This window comes from Micromonospora sp. NPDC005205 (assembly GCF_040608275.1).
GTDB lineage: Bacteria > Actinomycetota > Actinomycetes > Mycobacteriales > Micromonosporaceae > Micromonospora.
The window spans coordinates 423,398-445,679 of record NZ_JBEXHV010000003.1; the positions used below are offsets into that span (position 1 = coordinate 423,398).

A 22,282-nucleotide genomic window follows, 5' to 3' on the forward strand; every position below is an offset into this window, starting at 1 on the left:
CCTGAGCGCAGCACGGGCGCGCGGACCCACCGGCCCGATACGCTCGATTGGTGCCTTCCGAAGACGCGGCGCCGCAGCTGGACGTCGACCAGATCCTCGCCGACCCAGGCGTGCGGATCGTCGTGTGCTGCGGTGCCGGCGGAGTGGGAAAGACGACCACGGCCGCGGCGCTGGCGCTGCGGGCCGCCGAGCACCACGGCCGACGCACTGTGGTGCTCACCATCGACCCGGCCCGCCGGCTGGCCCAGTCGCTGGGCCTGACCGAGCTGGACAACACCCCTCGCCAGGTCAAGGGGATCGACGTCGAGAGCAGCGGCGGCGAGTTGCACGCCATGATGCTGGACATGAAGCGCACCTTCGACGACGTGGTGTTGCAGCACACCGACCCGACGAAGGCCGCGGAGATCTTCGCGAACCCGTTCTACCAGGCGATGAGCTCGACCTTCGCCGGCACGCAGGAATACATGGCGATGGAGAAGCTGGGTCAGTTGCACGCCCGGGGCGAGTGGGACCTGATCGTGGTGGACACTCCGCCGTCCCGCTCGGCACTGGACTTCCTGGATGCGCCGGCTCGGCTCTCCCGTTTCCTCGACGGCCGGATGCTGCGACTGCTGCTGGCCCCGGCACGCAGCGGCGGACGGAGCATGTTCAGCCTGGTCACGGCCTCGTTCGGGATGTTCTCGAAGGTGGTGCAGAAGGTGCTCGGCGCGCAGCTGCTCACCGACCTGTCCGGCTTCGTGGCGGCACTTGATTCGATGTTCGGTGGTTTCCGGCAGCGCGCCGAGCAGACGTACCGCATCCTCCAGGCTGGGGAGACGGCCTTTCTGCTGGTCGCGACGCCGGAGCCGGACGCGGTCCGGGAGGCCGCCTACTTCGCGGGCCGGCTGCGCGACGAGCGGATGCCGCTGGCCGGCCTGGTGCTCAACCGGGTGCACCGCCCGGCGGTCCCGGCGCTGGACGCCGAGCAGAGCCAGGTCGCCGCCGAGCGGCTGACCCAGCTGGGTGGGCATGAGGCCACCGCCGAGGTGTTGCGGGCGCACGCGGCGTTGGCTCGTCAGGCGGTACGCGAGCAGCAGGTCGCCGCGCGCTTCACGGAGGCCTTCCCGGCCGTGCCGGCGGTTTCGGTCACGGCGCAGCCCGCCGACGTGCACGACGTCGACGGGCTACGGACGATCGGCGCGGCGATCAGCCGGTCGTGACCGGCGTCAGTTGGCCGCGCTGACGAGAATCTTGTCCTTGCCGGTCTTGTCCTTGCTGTTCTTCTTCATCGCGGCCTCGAACATCTTGCGCCAGCTCGTCACCTGGGGGTGACGACGCAGCAGCGCCCGCCGTTCGCGTTCGGTCATGCCGCCCCACACACCGAACTCGATCCGGTTGTCCAGGGCGTCGGCCAGGCACTCGTACCGAACAGGGCAGCTCCGGCAGATCCGCTTCGCCACGTTCTGTTCGGCGCCCTGTACGAACAACGCGTCCGGGTCCCCGTTCTGACATGCCGCCAGCGACGGCCAGTCAGTGATCATGCCCATGTGTACACGTCCCCCCTTGCAGTACCTACCGACCTCGTCGATGCACGTCAGCCGGCAATTCCCCCCGATCGCCCGGCCCGCCTTCCCCAAGGCGGCGCGGACGACATCTGGCGCTGTCGCCGCCCCCATCATGCTCTGTAGTCGACTGATTACGCAACGTTGTCGACGAAATCCATCATTTCGGACAGTCCCGGCTTCCCGGGCCTTCGACCGCCGGTTACCCCGCCGAGGTCAGCGATAACGCTGCGCCGCCCCACTGAATCGGAGGAGACTCACGCCAGGTCACACGCAACCAAGTAGCGGGGGTCGTGCGTTTAGCACAACGAGGGCAGCGCGCGCAGGAAATGGGGAAAGAACGCCCCAGCGCCCCTCGTTCCCTACTCGCGTACCCTGCTGAGGTGACCTGGATGCGGAAACGTGACCACAATGTGCTGACCAACGCCGCATCGCTACTGGTGTGTGGCCTGCTGGCCGGCGTGGTGGTCGCTGCGGCGGCCTTCCCCGCGGTAGCGATGTCCGGCCTGGCCGCGAAGGCCGGCGCCGAGACATTCGGTGCCCTACCCACGGAGCTGACGGTGGCCCGCGCGCCACAGATCAGCTACCTGATGGCATCGGACGGCAAGACACCGCTCGCGACGATGTACGACGAGAACCGACGGGACGTCAAGCTCGCCGACATCTCGCCGTTCATGCAGAAGGCCATCATCGCGGCCGAGGACCATGACTTCTACAAGCACAACGGCGTCGACATCAACGGTGTCGCCCGTGCGTTCGTCAACAACCAGAGCGAAGGCTCCGGCCGACAGGGCGCCTCGACGCTGACCATGCAGTACGTCCGGCTGGCCATCGCGTACTCGGCCACCCACCCGGCGGACGTCGTCGCGGCGACCGAGGACACCAGCGCCCGCAAGCTGCGCGAGATGCGGTTGGCCCTCCAGGTCGACAAGGAATTCTCCAAGGACGAGATCCTCACCCGCTATCTCAACCTCGCCTCGTTCGGCAACGGCGCGTACGGCATCTACGCCGCCAGCCAGGTCTACTTCGGTAAGCCGCCGAGCAAGCTGAAGATCGAGGAAGCGGCGCTGCTGGCCGGCATGGTCAAGGCGCCCACGACGAACGACCCGACCACCGAGCTCGGCTACCCGCTCGCGCTGGATCGCCGCGACTACGTCATCCAGAACATGGTCGACATCAAGGCCATCACTCAGCAGGAGGCGGACGCCGCCAAGGCGACCAAGCTGGTGGTGAAGGACAAGCGCACCCCGAACGGCTGCGTCGCCGCCAACGTCAACAGCTGGGGCTTCTTCTGCGACTACTTCTACCGCTGGTGGATGGATCAGGAGACGTTCGGTTCGACCAGGTACGACCGGGAGCGCCGGCTCAAGAGCGGTGGCTACACCGTCGTGACCTCGATCGACGTCAAGGCGCAGAGCGCCGCGGACAAGGCGGTCCGTAAGGCCAAGAGCATCAACAGCAAGGAAGCCGCGATGGTCGCGGTCGTCGAGCCGGGCACCGGCCGGGTGCGGGCGCTCGCGGTCAACCGGCAGTTCAAGCTCGACGACCCGAAGAACCCGAAGAACAAGATCTCCAGCGATCCGGCGAAGAGCAAGAAGAAGATTCGGGGCAACTACCCGGCGACTGTCAACCCGCTGCTCACCGGTGGCGACGGCATCACCGGCTACCAGGCCGGGTCGACGTTCAAGATGTTCACCATCGTCGCGGCGCTGGAGAAGGGCATCCCGCTCAGCTACTCGATCAACGCACCGAAGCAGTTCAAGTCGGAATACATCATCCGCCCCGGCCCGGCAGCCTGCCCGGGGACCAGTTTCTACTGCCCCACCAACTCGACCGAGAGCATGGCCGGCCCAAACAACATGTGGACCGCGTTCGGCCGGTCGGTGAACACCTACTTCGTGCCGCTGCAACAGCAGGTCGGTGCCGAGAACGTGGTCAAGGCCGCCAAGCGACTGGGCATCAACTTCCGCTCCGAGGAAGATCTGACGCTGGAGAAGGGCGCGCACCAGTGGGGCGCGTTCACCCTGGGCGTCTCGCAGACCACCCCGCTGGACCTGGCCAACGCCTACGCCACCCTGGCCGCGGACGGCAAGTACTGCGAGCCGATCCCGGTGCAGGAGATCCGCGACCCGGAGGGCAACAAGCTGGACATCGCCAACCCGCGCTGCGAGAAGCGGTTCAGCACCGAGGTGGCCCGCGCCGCCGTGGACGCGGCCCGGTGCCCGGTCGGTGACAAGTCGTCGTCCTCCCGGTGCGCGGGGGCGACCGCCGGCAACGTGCGCGGCGACGTCGGTTACCCGGTGGCCGGCAAGTCGGGCACCACCGACTCGGAGAAGACCGCCGCGCTGGTCGCGATGACCAAGCAGTACGCGGTCGCCGGCATCATGGCCGACCCGGACTGGCCGCAGACCAACGTGCAGATGAAGCACGCGGAGAAGGACGGCATCAACCCGCCGGTCTGGGAGACGCTGCGGGACGCGATGAAGGGCAAGCCGAAGATCGACTTTGAGGCGCCGGGTCAGAAGATCTCCCTGGGTGACCAGCGCAGCATCCCCGACGTGAAGTGCGTTTCGGTGGACACCGCGAAGTCCCGGCTCAAGGGTGCCGGCTTCGAGCCGGTCGTCTCCAGCGCCAAGGTGCCGTCCTCCTGCAAGGCGGGCGAAGCGGCCGGCACCAGCCCGGACGGACGCACCATCAAGGGTGGCGTGGTCACCATCGAGGTCAGCAGCGGTGGCGGCACGCCGGGCAACACCGACGGGACTCCGGGCGGCCAGCCCGGGGGCCGACCAGGTGGTCGCCCCGGCGGCTGAACCGACGGGTAGGACACAACGGGCGGGCACCCTTCAGGGGTGCCCGCCCGTTCCATCTGTCCGGACCAGCGGGTAGCTACGACACGTCCTGCCGCGCCGCTGACCCTGTCGGGTCAGAGACCGAGCTGTCGGCGTACCTCGGCGGCCACCCGACCACCCTCGGCCTGGCCGGCCACCGCGGCCTGGGCCGCCTTCATCGCCGGGCCCATCTGGGACTTGCCGGTGAAGCCGCCCGCGGCGAGCGCCCCCGACACCAGCTCGGTCAGCTCGGCGTCCGAGAGCTGCTTGGGCAGGTAGCGGTCCAACACCTCGCCCTCGGCGCTCTCCTTAGCGGCCTGCTCGGCGCGCCCGGCGTCGGCGAAGGCGGTGGCCGCCTCCCGACGCTTCTTGGCTTCCTTGGTCAGCACCGCGAGCACCTCGTCATCGGTGAGCTCGCGCTTGGCCTTGCCGGCGACCTCGGCGGTGCCGACGGCGGCCAGGGCCATCCGCAGCGTGGAGGTGGTCAGCTCGTCGCGCGCCTTGAGCGCGGTACGCATGTCGGCAGTGAGGCGGTCCTTCAGCGTGCTCATGGACGGTCAAACTACCCTGAACGCCATGCGAAAGCGCACACTATTCCGGCTCGCCGCCGGAACCGCCACGATCGGCGCGGCAACCCTCGCGTACGCGTCGCTCGTCGAGCGCAACATGTTCACCCTGCGGCGGTACGACGTGCCGGTGCTCCCGGCCGACGCGGAGCCGCTGCGCGTGCTGCACCTGTCGGACCTGCACATGATGCCCGACCAGGCGCGCAAGCAGCGCTGGGTGGCATCGCTGGCCGCCCTCGACCCCGACCTGGTGGTGGTCACCGGCGACAACATGGCGCACCCCGGCGCGGTGCCCGGGGTGCTGCGGGCCCTGCAACCACTGCTGGACTACCCGGGCGCGTTCGTGTTCGGCTCCAACGACTACACCGGGCCGGTGCTGAAGAACCCCTTCACCTACTTCCTGCCCGACCGGGAGTACACCGAGGGCGTCGAGCTGCCGTACGAGGAGTTGCGTCAGGTCTTCACCGGCGCCGGCTGGGCGGACCTCAACAACGCCCGGACCATGCTGAAGGCCGGCGGTCGACAGCTCGACCTGGTCGGCGTCGACGATCCGCACATCGACCGGGACGACTACCCCTCCGTTGCCGGCGCGGTGTCGTCCTCGGCGGACCTCTCCATCGCGGTGACGCACTCACCCGAGCCACGGGTGCTCGACCAGATGGCGGCGGACGGCTTCGGGCTGCTGCTGGCCGGGCACACCCACGGCGGTCAGGTCTGCGTACCGGGCTACGGGGCGCTCGTGACCAACTGCGGCCTGCCCCGCTCGATGGCACGTGGCCTGCACCGGTGGCCGGGCTCGGACTCCTGGCTGCACGTCTCCGCCGGCCTCGGCACCCACCCGACTGCCCCGATCCGCTTCGCCTGCCCCCCGGAGGCCAGCATCCTGACCCTCATCCCCCGCTGACCGCCGCGCCGCGCTGCCGCCCCGCCTCTTCGCGGCTTCAAGATTCGCGCACCATCAGGGATGTTGCTGGCTCGGCGCTTCGTGAGGCAGCAACATCCCGGAAGTTGTACGGATCTTGGCCTCTCCGGGCAGGGTCAGGGCGGCGGGGGTACCGAGTTTGACCATCGGGGCGGGTGGGCTACTATTTGTCGGCACGCCTCGGGGTGTGGCGCAGCTTGGTAGCGCGCTTCGTTCGGGACGAAGAGGTCGTCGGTTCGAATCCGGCCACCCCGACCAGAGGTAAAAGGCCAGGTGAGATCTTCTCTCACCTGGCCTTTTTGTCTGCCCCGGCAAGCCCTCTCGACCGATTCCCGCGCTACGGCCGCTTGGCTAGCGTCCGCGTATGACCCACCCTCAGACGCCTGCGCCGTGGATCCAGCCCGACGGCACGGCAGGGGCACCCCGTGGTCGAAGGGCTGCTGAGCTTCATCGGACTGCTGGGTCTCGCCGCATGTGACGTGTTCGCGTTGCTGTTCACCATCACCGCTGCTTTCGAGCTGCGCGGGCGCAACTCGCCTCGCGCGGCCCTGGCGGCCGGTCTGGTCGCGGTCACCGGGGTCGTCGCGACGATCGTGTTCCTGGTCTGGGTTTCAACGACCGGGAGTACCTACCCGTAGCGACCGGTAACCGGGCTCTCGCCTTCAACCTTTCGACCCTCGTCGGAGTCGTGAGAGGTAACCAATCAAGGCGGGGGCTCATGGCAGTTGACGACGAGCATTTTCGAGAGTTCGTCGAGACGCGCTACGTGGATCTCTTGCGCGTGGCGTACCACCTCACCGGCTCGGCCCAGGATGCCGAGGACCTGGTGCAGGCTGCGCTGGTGAAGGTGATGCGTCGGTGGCGGCGGGTCGACGATCCGATGGCCTACCTGCGGCGAGTCATGATCAACCAGCACATCAGCGTCTGGCGCCGCCATCGGATGCACGAGGTGGTTACGGCCTTCTTCCCTGAGCGGCCCACCCGGGACATGACTGAGACGGTTGCCGAACGGCGCGCTCTCTACGAGGCGATGCGGGAGCTGACACCTCGTACCCGTGCGGTGATCGTGCTTCGGTACGTGGTCGACCTGCCGGAGGCGGAGGTCGCGGCCGCTCTCGGCTGCTCTGTCGGGTCGGTCAAGAGTCGCGCATCACGAGGCTTGGCTCGCCTGCGTCTGACGCTGGCAGCGGATCCAGCACCGACCGGGACGACGAAGATGACGGGGGTGGCACCATGACTGTCGACGATGAGCTGAGCCAGGCCCTGGCCGAGTTGAGCAGGACGCTGACCCCGCAGCCGGACCCGTACGGCCGAGCGAGGGCGCGATTCCGACGGAGCCGGCAGCGACGCCTCGGCGGGCTGGTTCTGGCCCTCGTGGTCTCCGTGGGGAGCACGGCCTTCGCCATCGCCAGCCCGGGTCGCACCACGCAGCCACCACCGGCGGACCCGTCCGAGTCCATCGCGCCCGTCCTGGCGTGGTCGGACCGACTTCTCCAGTCGCCGCCGCGCGGTGCCGTCGCCGGGGACGACAGCTACGTCCGTCAGCTCTCTGAACAGTTGTTGGCCGCCCAAACCCGGGGCGAATTCTCTCGCTTGAAGGTGCCGGTGAGCGGGGTGAGGGTCCTCTTCGCCGACGACGTGGACGACCACCGGGTCGCGCTCGCCGCCTTCGTCCGCAACCAACCCGATCCGGTCACCGGCTGGCCGAGCGCCGCTGTGTGGCTGGTCGCCGACAAAGGTGCCAGCGCCCGGGAACTGGCCGGCACCGCCGCCATCCGGTCGGTCAGCGATGCCCTGGAACCCTACGAGAGCCTGGCCGTGGACGGTCCGGAGGCGGCACACGTGGCGATCGCCCCGGCCGGATGTATCTTCCTCAGCTCACCGTTGCCCGACGGCGACACCTTCCGGTGGGCCCTGGAGCCGACCGGGTCCTACCTGGTCCGTACGGCGAAGACCCACCGGCCCGAGTGGTGGCGGGTCGACTGCGGCGCGGTGACCCGTCAGATGATGCCCGGACCGGGGTCGTTGGCCTCCAAGCCGATCACCGACGCCCAGCTCGCAACGGCGATGTCCCGCGTACGCGGCAGTGTCGAGCAGCAACGCGCCCGGGAGTTGACGTACCAGTGGGCCCAGTCAGAGGGTTACCGACTGACCGCCCTTCCGAGCGTGGTGTGGGGCGGGCACGTTGCTGGCCTCCCTATCGGTCCAGCCGACACGTCGCCGGCCGCTGGAGAGCCGACGGTGCAGGACGGCAAGGTGACGGTCCTGGCTGCGCCCAATGTGGGCGGCGGCTGGGTCGGCGAGGTGTCGATCGCCCCCGATCGGCCACGGGCCGACGGCGTGCTCAGCACTGGCACCTCCTTCACCGCTACGGCCGACCCGACCGATCCCGACAGCGTGCTGGCCGTGTCCATCGACGATGACGACGGCGGTGGCGAGGGTCAGCAATTCCTGCTCGTGGTGACGCCGGCAGCCGCCACCACGGTGCGCGTCCTGCGCGACGGGCAGGAGGTGGCGAGAAGCGCCGTCAGCGGCTCCGGGACGGCCATGCAGGTGCCCCGCCCCACCGCGGGCCTTGTCGTGGAGGCGCTCGACGCCTCCGGCGGGACGATTGCCAGCGGTCCGGTTTCCAAGCAGGGCGCCCAGCGGACAACTGAGACCGACACCTGGAACCAGGAGTGATCGCGTCCGAGTGGACCGCCGGCACGGTGACGCCTATCGGACACCTCGCCAACAGCCTTGAGCTGCTCGTATAGGTGTTTCTACCGATCCCCGCAGGGGCTGCCGCCCCTAACGTCAGTGGCACACCACACTGTCCGAGGGAGACCACCGATGACCATCGCACCCGATCTCATCGCCGTGAAGGCACGCCAGCAGGTGACCTGGGCCAGCGGTGACTACGGCGCGGTCGCCGCTCTCATCCACCCGATCTCCGAGCTTCTGGTGACCGCCGCCGACCTTTCCGCCGGCGCCCGCGTACTCGACGTGGCGACCGGGTCCGGCAACGCCGCCATCGCCGCAGCCCGCTGCGGCTGCGTCGTGACCGGCGTCGACTACGTACCCGAACTGCTGGAACGCGGCCAGGCCCGCGCCGCCGCGGAACGACTTCCGGTCACGTTCGTTACCGGCGACGCGGAGCGCCTGGCGTATGCCGACGGGTCCTTCGACGCGGTCCTCTCCGTCGTCGGGGTGATGTTCGCGCCGGACCAGGAGCGGGCGGCGGCGGAGTTGGCCCGGGTCTGCCGGCCCGGCGGCACGGTGGCGCTGGCGTCCTGGACACCGCAGGGCTTCATCGGCGACCTGTTCCGGACGGTGGGGCGGCATGTGCCGCCACCAGCGGGGCTGCGCCCGCCGGTCGAGTGGGGCGACGAGGGCCGGGTCCGCGAGCTGCTCGGCGCGGCAGTGAGTGAACTGCGGGCGGTACGCCGGGAGTTCGTCTTCCGCTTCGGCACACCGGAGGAGTTCGCCGACTTCTTCCGGGTCAACTACGGGCCGACGTTGAAGGCGTTCGAAGCACTGCCCGAGGAGCGCCGCCCGGACCTGCACGCCGATCTGGTGGAACTGGTCCGCACCCACAACCGTGCCACCGACGCCACTGTCCGCATCCCGGCGGAGTACCTGGAGGTCGTCGCGCGGCGGACCCCCGACCCGGCCTGATGCCCATCCGCGCCACCCCGTTCGAGGTGGCGCGGCCGGTCAGTCCTGCCGTTCGGTGCGCTCAGTCCTGCCGCTCCGGTGCGCTCAGTCCTGCCGCCCGGCGCGCTCAGTCCTGCCGCCTCCGGTGCGCTCAGTCCTGCCGCCCGGCGCGCTCAGTCCTGCCGGCGCGGTGCGCTCAGTCCTGCCGGCGCGGTGCGCTCAGTCCTGCCGTTCGGTGCGCTCGATCTCTGTGAACGCGGCGGCCAGGTAGTCGTCCAACGGCACGCTGGTCGCCGTCAACAGGTCGGCCACCAGCAGCGGGGCGTGTCGGGCCAGCGCCGGCGCGTCCGGCGGTGACTCGTCGCTGTCGGGGTCGTACACGCCCAACGCGCCGGCCAGCAGGACGAGCACCACGTGCGGGTCGACATCCGTTCGCCACCGCGTCGACTCCTGCACGCAGCGGGTCAACACCTGGCGGATGTCGTCGCCGGTCAACCCGTCCGGATGGCTCTCCTCCAGCAGCAACCGGACCACGGCGCCGAGCACCAGGCCGGAACGCTCGTCCGCGGCGAGACCACCGACCGCCTCGTCGTACGCCTGGCCGTCGCGCGCCTGGGCGGCGGCGACTGCCGTCGTCGCGGTCAACGCGATGGCGCGGGCGGTAGCGGGCAGATGTCGCCAGGTGCCGGTCATCGCGCCAGCATCGCAGACCCGACGGACACCGACCGACCGCGATCACAGCGAGTGGATCAACGTGGGATTGGTCACCGAATGGTCCCGGTGACCGCGAGTCGTGGCCAAAACGGTTCGCGCGGCGTCAGACCCACCGAACAGAATGCCGGCATGCTGCGTCGTGCCCTGCCCCGCCGTTCGGAAGCTCGCCGGATCCTCCTCGGCACACTGCTGTCGGCGATCGGGCGGGGTCTGACCCTGCCGTTCCTGTTCATCTACCTGACCGACGTGCGCGGGCTCACCGACACCCGTGCCGGGCTCGTCATCGGCTGGTACGGCGTGGTCACCCTGGCCCTGTCGCCGCTGGGCGGGACGCTGATCGACCGGATCGGCGCCCGCCGGGTGGTGGTGCCCTGCCTGCTGATCGAAGCGATCGGCACCGGCTCGTTGGCGCTGGTCCACTCGACCGGCTCGGCCCTGCTGGTGATGACCGTGGTCGCCATCGGCAGCTCGGCGATCTGGTCCGGGCAGAACACCATCCTCGCGTCGCTGACCGACGACGATGAACGGCAACGCGTCTTCGGGTTGAACTTCGCCCTGCTCAACCTCGGCATCGGCATCGGGGGCATGACCTCCGGCGCGATCGTCGACACCGCCCGGCCCGGCACCTTCCAGGCGCTCTACCTGCTTGATGCGGTGACGTACCTGATGCCGGCGCTGATCCTGCTCACGCTGCCCGGGGTGGGCCACCGACTCGGCAAACGTCGAGGCGTCGACGAACCGTCGCCCGGCGGCTACCTGACGGTGCTCCGCGACCGCCCGTTCCGACGGCTGGTGATCTTCGGGCTGATCCTCACCACCTGCGGCTACGCGCAGGTGGAGGTGGGCTTCGCCGCGTACGCGGTGCGCGTGGCGGAGGTGAACCCCCGGGTCGTGGCCTGGGCACTCGCGGCCAACACGGTGATGATCGTGCTCGCGCAACTGGTGGTCATCCGCCGGATCGAGGGGCGCAGCCGCACCCGGGCGTTGGCAGTGGTGGGAGCGGTGTTCGCCGCCGCCTGGCTGGTCCTCGGCGTGGCCGGCCTGGTCAGTGCCGAGAACGCCGTACTGGCCGCCCTGTGCGTGGTGCTCTGCTCGGCGATCTTCGGCTTCGGCGAGACGATGCTGTCCCCGGTGATGCCCGCACTGACCAACGCGCTGGCCACCGACGAGCTGCGCGGCCGGTACAACGCCATGAGTTCGATGATCTTCGGAATCAGCGGTGTGATCGGCCCAGTGACCGCCGGCCCACTCATCGGCGCCGCCAACGGCATGGTCTGGGTGGCGACGGTGGTCGGCGGCTGCCTGGTCGCCTCGCTGGTCGCGCTCTCCCTGCGCCGGCTGCTCACCACGGAGCAGGACGGTCTCGCGACGACCACCCCGGCATCCCCCACCCCCACGCCCGCCTCCGCCTGACCCCCGACGCCCCCTCCGCCCCGCCCCCGACCTCACCAAGCACGCTGCCCCGCCCCGCCCCTTGCACCAAGATCCGCACAACCTCCCGGAAGTTGGTGCCTCGGGCGCCCGGGAGACAGCAACATCGGAGAAGTTGCGCGAATCTACCTGATTGAACCCGCCAATGATCTTGTCGCGGACCAAGATCGCGCTAAATCCTGGATGCAGTGGCATCCCGCGGCACCGATGCCACTACATCCATGTTCGAGCGCGATCTTGCCCTAAAAGGGGCGCGCGCGGGCAGCACGGGAGGGCAGACAGGCGCAGGCAAGCACAAGCGCGGCCTCGCGAGGGCTGGGACGGGTCGGGCCCCGGAGCTGGTGCTCCGGGGCCCGATGTCGCGAAAGTCGGCCGTCAGGCGGCGGGGACCTCGGCGGTGGTGCGGATCCGGTCCAGCGTCGGTGCGGAGACCGGCGACTGGGCGGTCAGGTAGTCGACGAAGGCGTCCAGGTCGATCTGGCCGGTGACCAGGTTCGTGCCGCCGGTGAGGGCGCTGAAGCCGTCGCCTCCGCCGGCCAGGAAGTTGTTCACCGTCACCCGGTAGGTGGCGGCGGTGTCGACGGTGGTGCCGCCGAGGGTGAGGCTGCCCCGGACCACGCGGGTGCCGGCGCACGGGTCGGCGACCGTACCGGTGGTGCCGTTCGGGTCGACCACGTAGCCCACTGTGGCCGACGGGTACAGGGTCCGACCGGTGACGAACTGCTGCTCCAGTACGCAGTAGAGCTGCTGACCGGTGAGGTCCAGTGTCACCAGGTTGTTGGCGAACGGCTGCACAGTGAACGCCTCCTCGTAGGTGACCGGGCCGGCGTCGAGGTCGGCTCGGACCCCGCCCGGGTTCATGAAGGCGGCGACGGCGTTCTGTTCGTCGTCGGTGGCGGCGAGCTGCGCGTCGGCGATCAGGTTGCCCAGTGGCGATTCGCCTAGACTCGTACCGAAGAGGGTTTCCTGGCTCCGGGTGATCGCCTGGTTGGTCACGCCGACCTGGCGTCCGGCGACCGGGCCGAGCACTGTCTTGTACCGGTTGATCAGCGCGGTCTGCTTCGGGTCCTTGGCGACGTCGCGGGTGACCACTACGTTGTTCGCGGCGGCGGAGACCACGTCTCCGCTCCGGCGATCGATCTTCAGGTCGATGTCGGTGACCAGGCGACCGAACGAGCTGGCGCTGGTGACCAGCTTGCCGTTGATGTCGCAGTTGTACGCCTGGTGGGTGTGCCCGCTGACCACCACGTCGATCGACGGGTCCATCCGGTTGGTGATGTCCACGATGGGGCCGGTCATGCCGACGCAGTCGTTGATCCCGCCGGTCGCGGCCTGAGTGCCGCCCTCGTGCAGCAGGACGACGATCGCCTGTACGCCCTTGCGGCGCAGCTCGCGCGCGTACCGGTTGGCGGTGTCCGCCTCATCGGCGAAGCTGAGGCCGGCGACGCCCTGCTGGCTGACGATCTGCGGGGTGCCTTCCAGGGTCATGCCGATGAAGCCGACCTTGACGCCCTGCACCTTGTGGATCGCGTACGGCGCCATCAGCGGCTTCCCGGTGGCGGTCTTGAAGGCGTTCGCGGACAGGTACTGGAATCCGGCTCCCCGGTAGGGGGTGCCGTCGATGCAGCCGTCCACCGGGTGGCAGCCGCCGTTCTGGATCCGCAGGAGCTCGGCGGCTCCCTCGTCGAACTCGTGGTTGCCGACGCTGGCGTAGTCCAGCCCGGCCATGCTCAGCGCCTCGATGGTCGGCTCGTCGTGGAACGCGGCCGAGAGCAGCGGGGACGCACCGATCAGGTCGCCGGCGGCGACGGTGATGGTGTTCTTCTTCTTGGCTGCGGCGCGCAGCTCGGCAAGGTGGGTGGCCAGGAACTCGACGCCACCAGCGGTCTGCCCGGCGATGGTGCCGCTGGATCCGCTCGGCGGTTCGAGGTTGCCGTGGAAGTCGTTGAGGGCGAGCAGGGTGACGTCGACCGGCTTCGGCCGCGCGTCGGCTTGTTCAGGGCTGGTGGCGACCGCGCCGAAAGCGGCCACCGCGAGCGCGGTCAGGCCGACAGCGGCCCGACGCATCCCGGGTATGAACATGGATCTCCTCGTGAGAATCGGCGCGTACGGTGCCTGGCCTCTGGGTCGACCGGGGCCGCCGACGGACGCCGTCGAAAGGGTCGCGGATGACGGTGGTTGAGCATGGCCCCCGCCCCGACAGCCTCTCATCCGGACGCCCACCGGTCGACCCGGGCAGCGCATCGGAGCTGCGCGTACGCCGAGGCCGTTATCGATCATCGTTTAACGCGGTCTGCCGGACAACGTCAGGCCCAGGGTCTAGAAAGGACAGGGCAGCCTACGAGGATTGGGGGACGGCATCGTGAGCGGAACGACACCCGTGGCGGAGCAGGTGCGATCGGTCGACGGCACGCCCATCGCGTTCGAACGGTCCGGTGCCGGGCCGGCGGTCGTCCTCGTCGGGGGCGCGTTCAGCGATCGCAACGCGACCCGCGACCTGGGTGCCGCGTTGGCACCGGATTTCACCGTCTTCAGCTATGACCGTCGCGGTCGGGGCTACAGCGGTGACACCGCACCGTACGAGGTCGGCCGCGAGATCGACGACCTGGCCGCCCTGATCGCGGCGGCGGGTGGTTCCGCCGCCGTCTACGGCATCTCCTCCGGGGCCGTCCTGGCCGCCCTTGCCACCGCACAGGATCTACCGGTGACCAGGTTGGTCATGTTCGAGCCACCGTTCCGGGTCGGTCCGCACGTGGGCGTCGGCAAGGACATCACACCGCAGCTCATCGAGCTGATCGCCGCCGACGACCGGGACGGCGCGGTGGAGACCTTCCTCAGCTCCTCGGTGGGGCTGCCGGCCGAGCAGATCAGCGGGATGCGGTCGCAACCGATGTGGGGTGGGCTGACGGCGATCGCGCACACCCTGGTGTACGACGCGATCGTCACGGCCGGCGGGCGACTCCCCGCCGACCGGCTGGCGACCATCACCGCGCCGACCCTCGCAGTGGACAGCACCGGCAGTCCACAGTGGTTGCGGGACGCGAGTCGGGCGGCGGCCGAGGCTGTACCCGGCGGCCGGTCAGTGAGCCTCGACGGCGGCTACCACGACGTGCCCCCGACGACGCTGGCCCCCGCGCTGCGCGAGTTCCTGCTCGGTTGACCTGCGACCGCGGAGGCGCGAGCCGGCGGGTCAGCCGTCGGCCAGCGCCTTGTCGACCACTGCAGTGACGGCGTCCGCTGGCCAGGCGCCCGCCACGCCCGGCCGGGCCGCCAGGTAGGTGGCGATCCGCTCGGCGGGCCAGCCGTGCGACTCGCGCAGCCCTCGGGCGATCATGCCGAGGTAGATCGACGCGGGAGGTCGGCACGGCACGGCTGACGCCCCCTCGGGGGCGGTGAAGGTGAGCATCGGAACACCGTCGCGGCTGCCCGGGGAGATCAGCGTCTCGTACCGCCCGGGGCCGAGCGTGGCCCGTCCGTTGGCGACGGCGGCGGCGATGGCCGCGTCGGTCGCCGGGATCAGCTCGGTCGTGTCGCCCGGCGGGCGGTACATCTCCTGGGCCGCGATGTCGGTGAACTGCTCCAGGGTGACCAGGTAGGCGCGGGCCGCGGCCTCGCCCGGCAGGTGCGGGTCGTAGAAGGCCATACCGCCGGTCCAGGCACCGGACTCGCCGGCGAAGTAGATGCCGCCGGGCAGCGACACGGGCGTCGACCGGCTGGGTGGGCGCCGGTCGCGGCAGCCCGGGTACGTCCGCTTTCCGCCGGGCGGGCAGCCGCCACCGATGTACCAGGCCAGCCGGGCGGCGTGCATGTTCGAGCCGTACGAGACGTACCAGGCCAGCACGACGTAGCCCTTCAGAAGCCGCAGGTCTGCCCGGTGGAGTGGCTGACCTGCACGGTGTGGGTCACGCAGCCGCCAGACTCGACCGAGTGCAGCAGGAAGGCGGTGGGCTCGTGGACCCAACCGATCTGCTCGTCGGCGCTCATGGTGAGCGTGCTCTGCTTCCAGGTGCTGGGGGCCACGGTGAGGACCGTGCCCGCGTACGCCGTGGTGACCGGGCGGTGCAGGTGGCCGGCGGCGACCCGGACGACGTGCCGGTGCCGGCCGATGACCTCGGCGAGGGCATCACCGTCGGCGAGCCGGATGGTGTCCGCCACCGGAATGCCGACCGCGACCGGCGGGTGGTGCAGGAAGAGCACGGCGGGCACCTCGGGCCGCCCGGCCAGCACCCCGTCGAGCCAGCTGAGCTGCTCCTCGCCGAGTTGGCCGCCGTCGCTGCCGGGGACTAGCGAGTCGAGCACCACGACCGACACCGCTTCGTGGTCGACGTGGTAGTAGGCCGAGAAGCCGCCGCCGAGCCACGGCGTGCCCCCGAACGCGTCGAGCAGCGACTCCCGGTCGTCATGGTTACCGGTGGCCAGGTGCACCGGCAGCGGGAATGCGCCGATCACCTCGCGCAGCGCCGCGTACTCCTCGGGTTTCCCGTGGTCGGCCAGGTCGCCGGTGATCACCACGCATTCCGGGCGGGGTCGCAACGCCAGCACCCGACCGAGCGCCCGGTGCAACCCGGCGGCGGGTTCCGCGGCGAGCAGGCCGGTGGTCAGGTGCGGGTCACTGAGCTGGGCGATGAGCACGGGCTCGCCTCCTCGACGCCGGGGTGCTTCAGGCTATCGCCGGGCGCGGCATCCCGGGGGCAGGCGTCCACAGGCCGCGTCCACAGCCTGTGGATAGCACGTGTGTACGAAGGTCGCCGGCCCGCCACCGTGAGTACGCTTGATCGAGCGGTTCGGCGTCAGCCGGACCCCTCCCCTACCTGGAACGACGTGCGAGTGGATCATCAGCGAGTCATCCGTGACGTCACCGTCCGCCTGCCGATGGCGTCGAGCACACCGGAGGCGTGTCGGTGGACTGTCACCGCGCTGTCCCGCCACACCCCGGCGACAATCTCCGTACTCCTCGCGGTCCACGACCGTCTGCGCTGCGTCGCGGCGACCGGGGCGTGGCAGGTCTTCGCCACGGTTCCGGCGCGGATCGGCATCGTCGGCCGGGTGTACGCGACCGGCTCCCCCGCCGTCGTCCCGGACGTCACGGTCGACCCGGACTACCTGCCGGTACGCCCGGACGTGACCGCCGAGCTGTGCGTACCGGTGCTGGACCCGACGGGCCGGGCGATCGGCGTACTCGACCTGCAGTGGAGCGAGCCGACGGACCTGGAGCCGTGGCGGGAGACCGCACAGCGGCTGGCCGACGGGCTCGGTGCGCGGATCGCCGCCCTCGGTGGCCCACCGGTGGAGAGCCGCAGCGAGAAGCTGCTCCGGCACGCGTCCGCGCTCTCTTCCGCGCCGACCGAGGGGGAGGTGATGGGGGCAGCCGCCCGCGCCGCCCGGGAGGTCTCCACGCTCTCCACCGCACTGCTGTTGATCGGCGGCCAGCTCGGCCCGTCCCCGGCGACGCCGAGCGACCTGGAGACCCGGATCCGCGCCGAGTTGACCACTGCGGGTCCGGCCGCCCTGGACCGGATGGTTGAGCGGGCGCACCGGTACGGCGCCGGGTACACGCTGGGCGAGGCCGGGCATCCCCCGACCGAGGACTACCGCCCGCTGACCCAGGCGGGGGTACGCACACTGGTCGCCGTGCCGGTCGGGCCCACGGACGCCGGTGGGGTGCTGCTGGTCGCCGACGAACGCGCGCTGCGCCCGGACCCGACCACGGTCAGCCTGATGGAGTTGCTCGCCGGGCAGGCCTGGACGAGCGTGGACCGGCTGCGCACGCTGTCCCGGCTGCGGGAGCAGGCCAGCTCCGACCCGCTGACCGGGTTGCAGCACACCGGCCCGTTCGGGCAGCGGATCGCTGCGGCCACCCCCGGCCGTACGGCCCTGCTGGCGATCGACGTGGACGGCTTCAAGATTGTGAACGACACGTACGGCCACCAGGCCGGTGACCGGGTGCTGGTCGGGTTGGCCCGGGCGCTGGAGGGGGCGCTGCGGCACGGCGACGAGTTGTACCGGATCGGCGGCGACGAGTTCGTCGCAGTGATCGAGGTGAGCCGCCCGGAGGAGGCGGTCCGGATCGCCGAGCGACTCACCGAGGCGGCCCGCCGCATCGGCCGCACGATCAGCGTGGGCGTCGCACTACCCCGCCCCGGCGAAACCCCCGACCGCACCTTGAAGCGAGCCGACCAGGCCCTCTACGCGGTCAAACGCCAAGGCCGAGACGGCGTCCTCCTCTCCGCCGCCTAACCCCAAGCCCCACGCCCCACGCCCCACGCCCCAAGCCCCACGCCCCACGCCCCACGTTCCACGCCCCACGCCCCACGATCTTGCACTTTCGGTTGTCGTTTTGTCGCTCTAGTCCTTTACGCCGCCACAGAAACTGCAAGATCGCCGCAGCGGAGGGCCCCGAGCCTCAGGACCAGATCGATCATGGACTTGGGGTGGGCGCTTTAGCCCCGGAAGGGGTGAACGCCCCCCACCACAAGTCCATGATCGACGCGGGTCAGAGGGCAGGGCCGCGGCAGGGGGCAACCGCGCCGCGAGCAGGGGCGGCGCACGGCGGGGCGGGGAGGCAGCGGGGCGGGGAGGCAGCGGGGCGGGGAGGCAGCGGGGCGGGGAGGCAGCGGGGCGGGGAGGCAGCGGGGGTTAGGGAGTGCGGAGTTCTTTGGCCAGGAGTTCGGCGATCTGGGCCGTGTTGAGGGCTGCGCCCTTGCGGAGGTTGTCGCCGGTGACGAAGAAGTCGAGGGCGCGGGGGTCGTCCAGGGCGCGGCGGATCCGGCCGACCCAGGACGGATCGGTGCCGACGGCGTCGATCGGCATCGGGAACTCACCGGCTGCGGGGTCGTCGACCAGGATCACCCCGGGTGCGTTGCGCAGTGCCTCGCGGGCGCCCTCGGCGTCGACCTCGCTGGCGAAGACCGCGTGCACCGCTACCGAGTGGGCGGTGACCACCGGCACCCGGACGCAGGTGGCGGAGACCTTGAGGTCGGGGAGGCCGAGGATCTTCCGCGACTCGTTGCGGATCTTCATCTCTTCCGATGACCAGCCGCTGTCCGCCGGGGAGCCGGCCCACGGGACCACGTTGAGCGCCATGGGTGCCGGGAACGGGCCCAGGTCGTCGCCGACCGCCTGACGTACGTCGCCGGTGCGCGAGCCGAGCGCCCGATCACCGGCGACCTTGGTGAGTTGGTCGTGCAGGATGTCGACGCCGGACTGACCGGCTCCGGAGACCGCCTGGTAGGAGGCGAGCACCAGCTCTCGTAGGCCGTACTCGCGGTGCAGCGGCGCGACGGCGACGATCATCGCGAGGGTTGTGCAGTTGGCGTTGGCGATGATGCCCCGGGGCCGGTTGCGGACCTGCTCGGGGTTGATCTCCGGAACGACCAGCGGGACGTCGCGGTCCATCCGGAACGCGCCGGAGTTGTCGACAGCGATCGCGCCGCGGGCGACGGCGATCGGTGCCCACTCGGCGGAGACCTCGTCGGGCACGTCGAACATGGCCACCTGGACCCCGTCGAACGCCTCGGGGGTCAGCGCCTGGACGACGAGTTCCTCGCCCCGGCAGCGCACCCGGCGGCCGACGGAGCGCTCGGAGGCGAGCAGCCGGATCTCGCCCCAGACGTTGCGTCGCCCGGTGAGCAGCTCACACATCACCGTGCCGACGGCACCTGTCGCTCCGACCACGGCGAGGGTGGGCAGCGCCGTCATCGGCGCTACCTACCCGTCCCCGCGTAGACCACGGCTTCGGTGTCGCCGCCCAGATCGAACGCGTCGTGGATGGCGCGGACGGCGGCGTCGAGGTCGGTGTCCCGGCAGACCACGGAGACCCGGATCTCGGAGGTGGAGATCATCTCGATGTTGACCCCGGCCGCGCCGAGGGCGGCGAAGAAGCCGGCCGCCACCCCGGGGTGCGAGCGCATGCCCGCGCCGATCAGCGAGACCTTGCCGACGTGGTCGTCGTAGAGCAGGCCCTTGAACTTGACCGGCTCCTGGATCTTGCTGAGCGCGGCCATCGCGGTGGGGCCGTCGGCCTTGGGCAGGGTGAACGAGATGTCCGTCCGGCCGGTGCCCTCGGTGGAGACGTTCTGCACGATCATGTCGATGTTGATCTCGGCGCCGGCGACGGTGTCGAAGATCCGCGCGGCGGCACCCGGCTCGTCGGGCACCCCGACGATCGTGATCTTGGCCTCGCTGCGGTCGTGCGCGACCCCGGTGATCAGTGCCTGCTCCACGGAAAGGTCCTCCATCGATCCGGTGACCATCGTGCCGGTGTTGGTCGAGTATGACGAACGGACGTGGATCGGCAACCCCGCCCGCCGGGCGTACTCCACGCTACGCAGGTGCAGCACCTTCGCGCCGCACGCGGCCAGCTCCAACATCTCCTCGTAGGTGATGTGCCGGATGTGTCGGGCGTTGGGCACGATCCGCGGGTCGGCGGTGAAGATGCCGTCCACGTCGGTGTAGATCTCGCAGACGTCGGCGTGCAGGGCGGCGGCGAGCGCCACGGCGGTGGTGTCCGAACCACCGCGACCCAGCGTGGTGACGTCCTTGGTGTCCTGCGAGACGCCCTGGAAGCCGGCCACGATGACCACCGAACCCTCGTCGAGCGCTCCCTTGAGCCGCCCGGGGGTGACGTCGATGATCCGGGCGCGGCCGTGCACCGAGGTGGTGATCACGCCGGCCTGCGAACCGGTGAACGAGCGGGCTTCGTACCCCAGGTTGTGGATGGCCATGGCCAGCAGGGCCATGGAGATCCGCTCCCCGGCGGTGAGCAGCATGTCCAGCTCGCGGCCCGGCGGCAGCGGGCTGACCTGGTTGGCCAGGTCGAGCAGCTCGTCGGTGGTGTCACCCATCGCGGAGACCACCACCACCACGTCGTCGCCGGCCTTGCGGGCGGCGACGATGCGCTCGGCCACCCGCTTGATCCGCTCGGCGTTGGCGACGGAGGACCCGCCGTACTTCTGCACCACGAGTGCCACGACGGTGCACTCCCTCCCAGCGACCCTGAGCGTGCCGACGCCGCCGGAACCGGGGCCGGCGGCGCGTGTCAGACCTCATGAGGGTATCCGGCGGATAACGAAGCCGGGTCAGGTGATCCCACCATCCGGCCCGGCCGGGACCGGCCGGGGCGGTCCCACCAGGTCGGATGGGTACGCCGGGCCGCCCCGCCCGACACGCCGGGACGGGCCAGGTACGCGCCGGCACCCGCCAACCGCCCGCACCCACCAGAATGGGCCGGTGCCCGTCCTCATCCGCTCGGCCGGCCGCGTGATCGGGCCGCTCGTCCTCGCCCTGCCAGCCCTCCTGGTCGCCTGCACCAGCGAGCAGCCTCCGCCTCCGCCGCCGGCCGACCCGGGGCCGGTCGAGGTGGACGCCGCACGGGACGAGCTGGCCGCGCTGGCCGCGGCGGCTCAGGACCGCCACCTGGTGGCCCAGTACGTCTACAGCCAGACGGGTCAATCGGATCGCACCATCGTGTTCACCAGCGCGAACGACGGCAGCTGGCGGGTGGACGTGCCGGGGGGCGCCCTGGGTGGCACCGCCGACGTCTCGATGGCCAGCACGGCCGACGGGCTGTTCCAGTGCGCCCTGCCGGCGGCCGGTCGGGCCGAGTCGGCGAGTTGCGTACGCCTGGGTGATCGCGACGACGCGGTTCCACGCCGGTCGGACCCCCGGGTCCAGCACCTGCTCACCGACTGGCTGGACGTGCTCACCGACCGACGCGCGCCCCTGGCCGTCGCCCCGGCCAGGACGCCCGACGGCCTCACCGGCACCTGCTACTCGGTGGATTCCACCTCGGCGTCGCTGAACGCCCCGCTGGATGTGGGCATCTACTGCTACGACCAGGACGGCACGCCCACCGGCGTCCAGACCGGGGCCGGGATGCTGAGGCTGGCCGCCGCACCCGGCCCGGCACCGGCCACCGTGCAGCTGGCCGGCCCGGTGGTGATCGACCGGGAGCCGCTCGACACCGCCGCGCCGCCGACCCCGGACCCGTCGGAGAGCCCGGGCGCGGGAACGCCCTGATCTTCGTCCCGTTACGGGTGCTCTTGCCCACATTCAGCCACCCCACCCTAAGGGGCGAATCACCCATACAGGACGATCCGGTGTATGGCCGACCTCACCCCGCTGCTCGCCTACCGCTGGAGTCCACGAGCCTTCGACCCGGGCGCCGAGCTGACCCCGGAGGAGTCCGCCTCGCTGCTTGAGGCCGCGCGCTGGGCCCCGTCGGCGGAGAACGGGCAGCCCTGGCGGTTCGCCCTCGGCCACCGCGACGACGAGACCTGGAAACGGATCCTGATCAGCCTCCCGGTCGACGACCAGTTCTGGATCCGGCACGCCGCGACCCTGGTGGTCGGCGCCCACACCGGCCTGAACACCGAGCAGGCGGCGTACGACCTGGGGCAGGCGATCGCCCACCTGACAGTGCAGGCCACAGCGCTCGGCCTGCACGTACACCAGCTCACCCGGTTCGACCGGGCCGGCCTCGCCACCGAACTCGACCTGCCCGGCGACGTCCGCCCGTTGGTGGTCGCCGCCGTCGGACGACTCGGCAACCCGTTCGACCTCCCGGCCCACCTGCACGCCCGGGAGACCGGCCTGCGGCACCGCCACCCGGTCGCCGAGCTGCTGCTGCGTTGATCGGGCGCTGGG

At 70.6% G+C, this 22,282-nt stretch carries 20 protein-coding genes and 1 tRNA gene; 13 read left to right on the forward strand and 8 right to left on the reverse strand.

Features of this window, described 5'->3' with window-relative positions; translation table 11 throughout:
• The first annotated feature begins 47 nt into the window (after positions 1-47).
• Entirely contained in the window at positions 48-1,199 is a 1,152-nt protein-coding gene (locus ABZU43_RS09350; RefSeq protein ID WP_355006003.1) for an ArsA-related P-loop ATPase, read from the forward strand.
• Positions 1,200-1,205: 6 nt separating this feature from the next.
• On the opposite strand, the gene ABZU43_RS09355 is transcribed toward ABZU43_RS09350, so the two are convergent.
• On the reverse strand, positions 1,206-1,526 hold the full coding sequence (locus tag ABZU43_RS09355; RefSeq protein WP_210780772.1) for a WhiB family transcriptional regulator: 321 nt from the start codon (positions 1,524-1,526) through the stop codon (positions 1,206-1,208).
• 407 nt (positions 1,527-1,933) lie between these two features.
• Between ABZU43_RS09355 and ABZU43_RS09360 the strand changes: the two genes are divergently transcribed.
• Positions 1,934-4,351 carry a transglycosylase domain-containing protein gene (locus tag ABZU43_RS09360; protein WP_355006004.1) on the forward strand — a complete coding sequence of 806 codons (2,418 nt, stop codon included), beginning with the start codon at positions 1,934-1,936 and terminating at the stop codon, positions 4,349-4,351.
• A gap of 113 nt (positions 4,352-4,464) precedes the next feature.
• Here the strand turns inward: ABZU43_RS09360 and ABZU43_RS09365 are convergent, their stop codons facing one another.
• Positions 4,465-4,920, reverse strand: coding sequence for a GatB/YqeY domain-containing protein (locus tag ABZU43_RS09365; RefSeq protein ID WP_355006005.1), 456 nt, complete (start codon positions 4,918-4,920; stop codon positions 4,465-4,467).
• A gap of 25 nt (positions 4,921-4,945) precedes the next feature.
• Between ABZU43_RS09365 and ABZU43_RS09370 the strand changes: the two genes are divergently transcribed.
• From ABZU43_RS09370 to ABZU43_RS09395, 6 genes are all read left to right on the forward strand, one after another.
• Entirely contained in the window at positions 4,946-5,839 is an 894-nt protein-coding gene (locus tag ABZU43_RS09370) for a metallophosphoesterase (RefSeq protein WP_355006006.1), read from the forward strand.
• Between the two features lie 199 nt (positions 5,840-6,038).
• Positions 6,039-6,115 (forward strand) — tRNA-Pro (locus tag ABZU43_RS09375).
• Positions 6,116-6,282: 167 nt separating this feature from the next.
• Positions 6,283-6,495, forward strand: coding sequence for a hypothetical protein (locus ABZU43_RS09380; protein WP_355006007.1), 213 nt, complete (start codon positions 6,283-6,285; stop codon positions 6,493-6,495).
• A gap of 80 nt (positions 6,496-6,575) precedes the next feature.
• Positions 6,576-7,094 (forward strand): SigE family RNA polymerase sigma factor, encoded by a 519-nt coding sequence (locus tag ABZU43_RS09385; RefSeq protein WP_355006008.1) that lies wholly within the window; start codon positions 6,576-6,578, stop codon positions 7,092-7,094.
• Entirely contained in the window at positions 7,091-8,539 is a 1,449-nt protein-coding gene (locus ABZU43_RS09390) for a hypothetical protein (RefSeq protein WP_355006009.1), read from the forward strand. The genes ABZU43_RS09385 and ABZU43_RS09390 overlap by 4 nt, the downstream gene beginning before the upstream one ends.
• Before the next feature lie 150 nt (positions 8,540-8,689).
• On the forward strand, positions 8,690-9,514 hold the full coding sequence (locus ABZU43_RS09395) for a methyltransferase domain-containing protein (protein ID WP_355006010.1): 825 nt from the start codon (positions 8,690-8,692) through the stop codon (positions 9,512-9,514).
• Between the two features lie 198 nt (positions 9,515-9,712).
• Here the strand turns inward: ABZU43_RS09395 and ABZU43_RS09400 are convergent, their stop codons facing one another.
• A complete protein-coding gene (locus tag ABZU43_RS09400) occupies positions 9,713-10,186 on the reverse strand; it encodes a hypothetical protein (RefSeq protein ID WP_355006011.1) in 474 nt (157 codons plus the stop codon).
• Between the two features lie 150 nt (positions 10,187-10,336).
• Between ABZU43_RS09400 and ABZU43_RS09405 the strand changes: the two genes are divergently transcribed.
• A complete protein-coding gene (locus ABZU43_RS09405) occupies positions 10,337-11,620 on the forward strand; it encodes an MFS transporter (protein ID WP_355006012.1) in 1,284 nt (427 codons plus the stop codon).
• Between the two features lie 393 nt (positions 11,621-12,013).
• Here the strand turns inward: ABZU43_RS09405 and ABZU43_RS09410 are convergent, their stop codons facing one another.
• Positions 12,014-13,720 carry a bifunctional metallophosphatase/5'-nucleotidase gene (locus ABZU43_RS09410; RefSeq protein ID WP_355006013.1) on the reverse strand — a complete coding sequence of 569 codons (1,707 nt, stop codon included), beginning with the start codon at positions 13,718-13,720 and terminating at the stop codon, positions 12,014-12,016.
• A 280-nt stretch (positions 13,721-14,000) separates the two neighbouring features.
• Between ABZU43_RS09410 and ABZU43_RS09415 the strand changes: the two genes are divergently transcribed.
• Complete coding sequence (locus ABZU43_RS09415; RefSeq protein ID WP_355006014.1) at positions 14,001-14,798, forward strand: alpha/beta hydrolase; 798 nt, start codon at positions 14,001-14,003, stop codon at positions 14,796-14,798.
• Positions 14,799-14,828: 30 nt separating this feature from the next.
• Here ABZU43_RS09415 and ABZU43_RS09420 read toward each other — a convergent pair whose 3' ends face one another.
• Both ABZU43_RS09420 and ABZU43_RS09425 read right to left on the reverse strand, forming a co-directional pair.
• Positions 14,829-15,479 (reverse strand): histone deacetylase, encoded by a 651-nt coding sequence (locus ABZU43_RS09420; protein ID WP_355006015.1) that lies wholly within the window; start codon positions 15,477-15,479, stop codon positions 14,829-14,831.
• 11 nt (positions 15,480-15,490) lie between these two features.
• Positions 15,491-16,270 (reverse strand): phosphodiesterase, encoded by a 780-nt coding sequence (locus ABZU43_RS09425; RefSeq protein WP_355006016.1) that lies wholly within the window; start codon positions 16,268-16,270, stop codon positions 15,491-15,493.
• Positions 16,271-16,465: 195 nt separating this feature from the next.
• Here ABZU43_RS09425 and ABZU43_RS09430 point away from each other — a divergent pair, with 195 nt between their 5' ends.
• The gene (locus ABZU43_RS09430; RefSeq protein WP_355006017.1) at positions 16,466-17,875 is read left to right on the forward strand and encodes a sensor domain-containing diguanylate cyclase; all 1,410 of its coding nucleotides are present in this window, start codon (positions 16,466-16,468) and stop codon (positions 17,873-17,875) included.
• Between the two features lie 399 nt (positions 17,876-18,274).
• Here the strand turns inward: ABZU43_RS09430 and ABZU43_RS09435 are convergent, their stop codons facing one another.
• On the reverse strand, positions 18,275-19,336 hold the full coding sequence (locus ABZU43_RS09435; protein WP_355006018.1) for an aspartate-semialdehyde dehydrogenase: 1,062 nt from the start codon (positions 19,334-19,336) through the stop codon (positions 18,275-18,277).
• 5 nt (positions 19,337-19,341) lie between these two features.
• A complete protein-coding gene (locus ABZU43_RS09440; protein ID WP_355006019.1) occupies positions 19,342-20,607 on the reverse strand; it encodes an aspartate kinase in 1,266 nt (421 codons plus the stop codon).
• A gap of 259 nt (positions 20,608-20,866) precedes the next feature.
• Between ABZU43_RS09440 and ABZU43_RS09445 the strand changes: the two genes are divergently transcribed.
• Together ABZU43_RS09445 and ABZU43_RS09450 are read left to right on the forward strand one after the other, a co-directional pair.
• A complete protein-coding gene (locus ABZU43_RS09445) occupies positions 20,867-21,655 on the forward strand; it encodes a hypothetical protein (protein WP_355006020.1) in 789 nt (262 codons plus the stop codon).
• A gap of 84 nt (positions 21,656-21,739) precedes the next feature.
• Positions 21,740-22,270, forward strand: a complete 531-nt coding sequence (locus ABZU43_RS09450) for a nitroreductase family protein (RefSeq protein WP_355006021.1) — start codon at positions 21,740-21,742, stop codon at positions 22,268-22,270.
• Positions 22,271-22,282 lie beyond the last annotated feature (12 nt).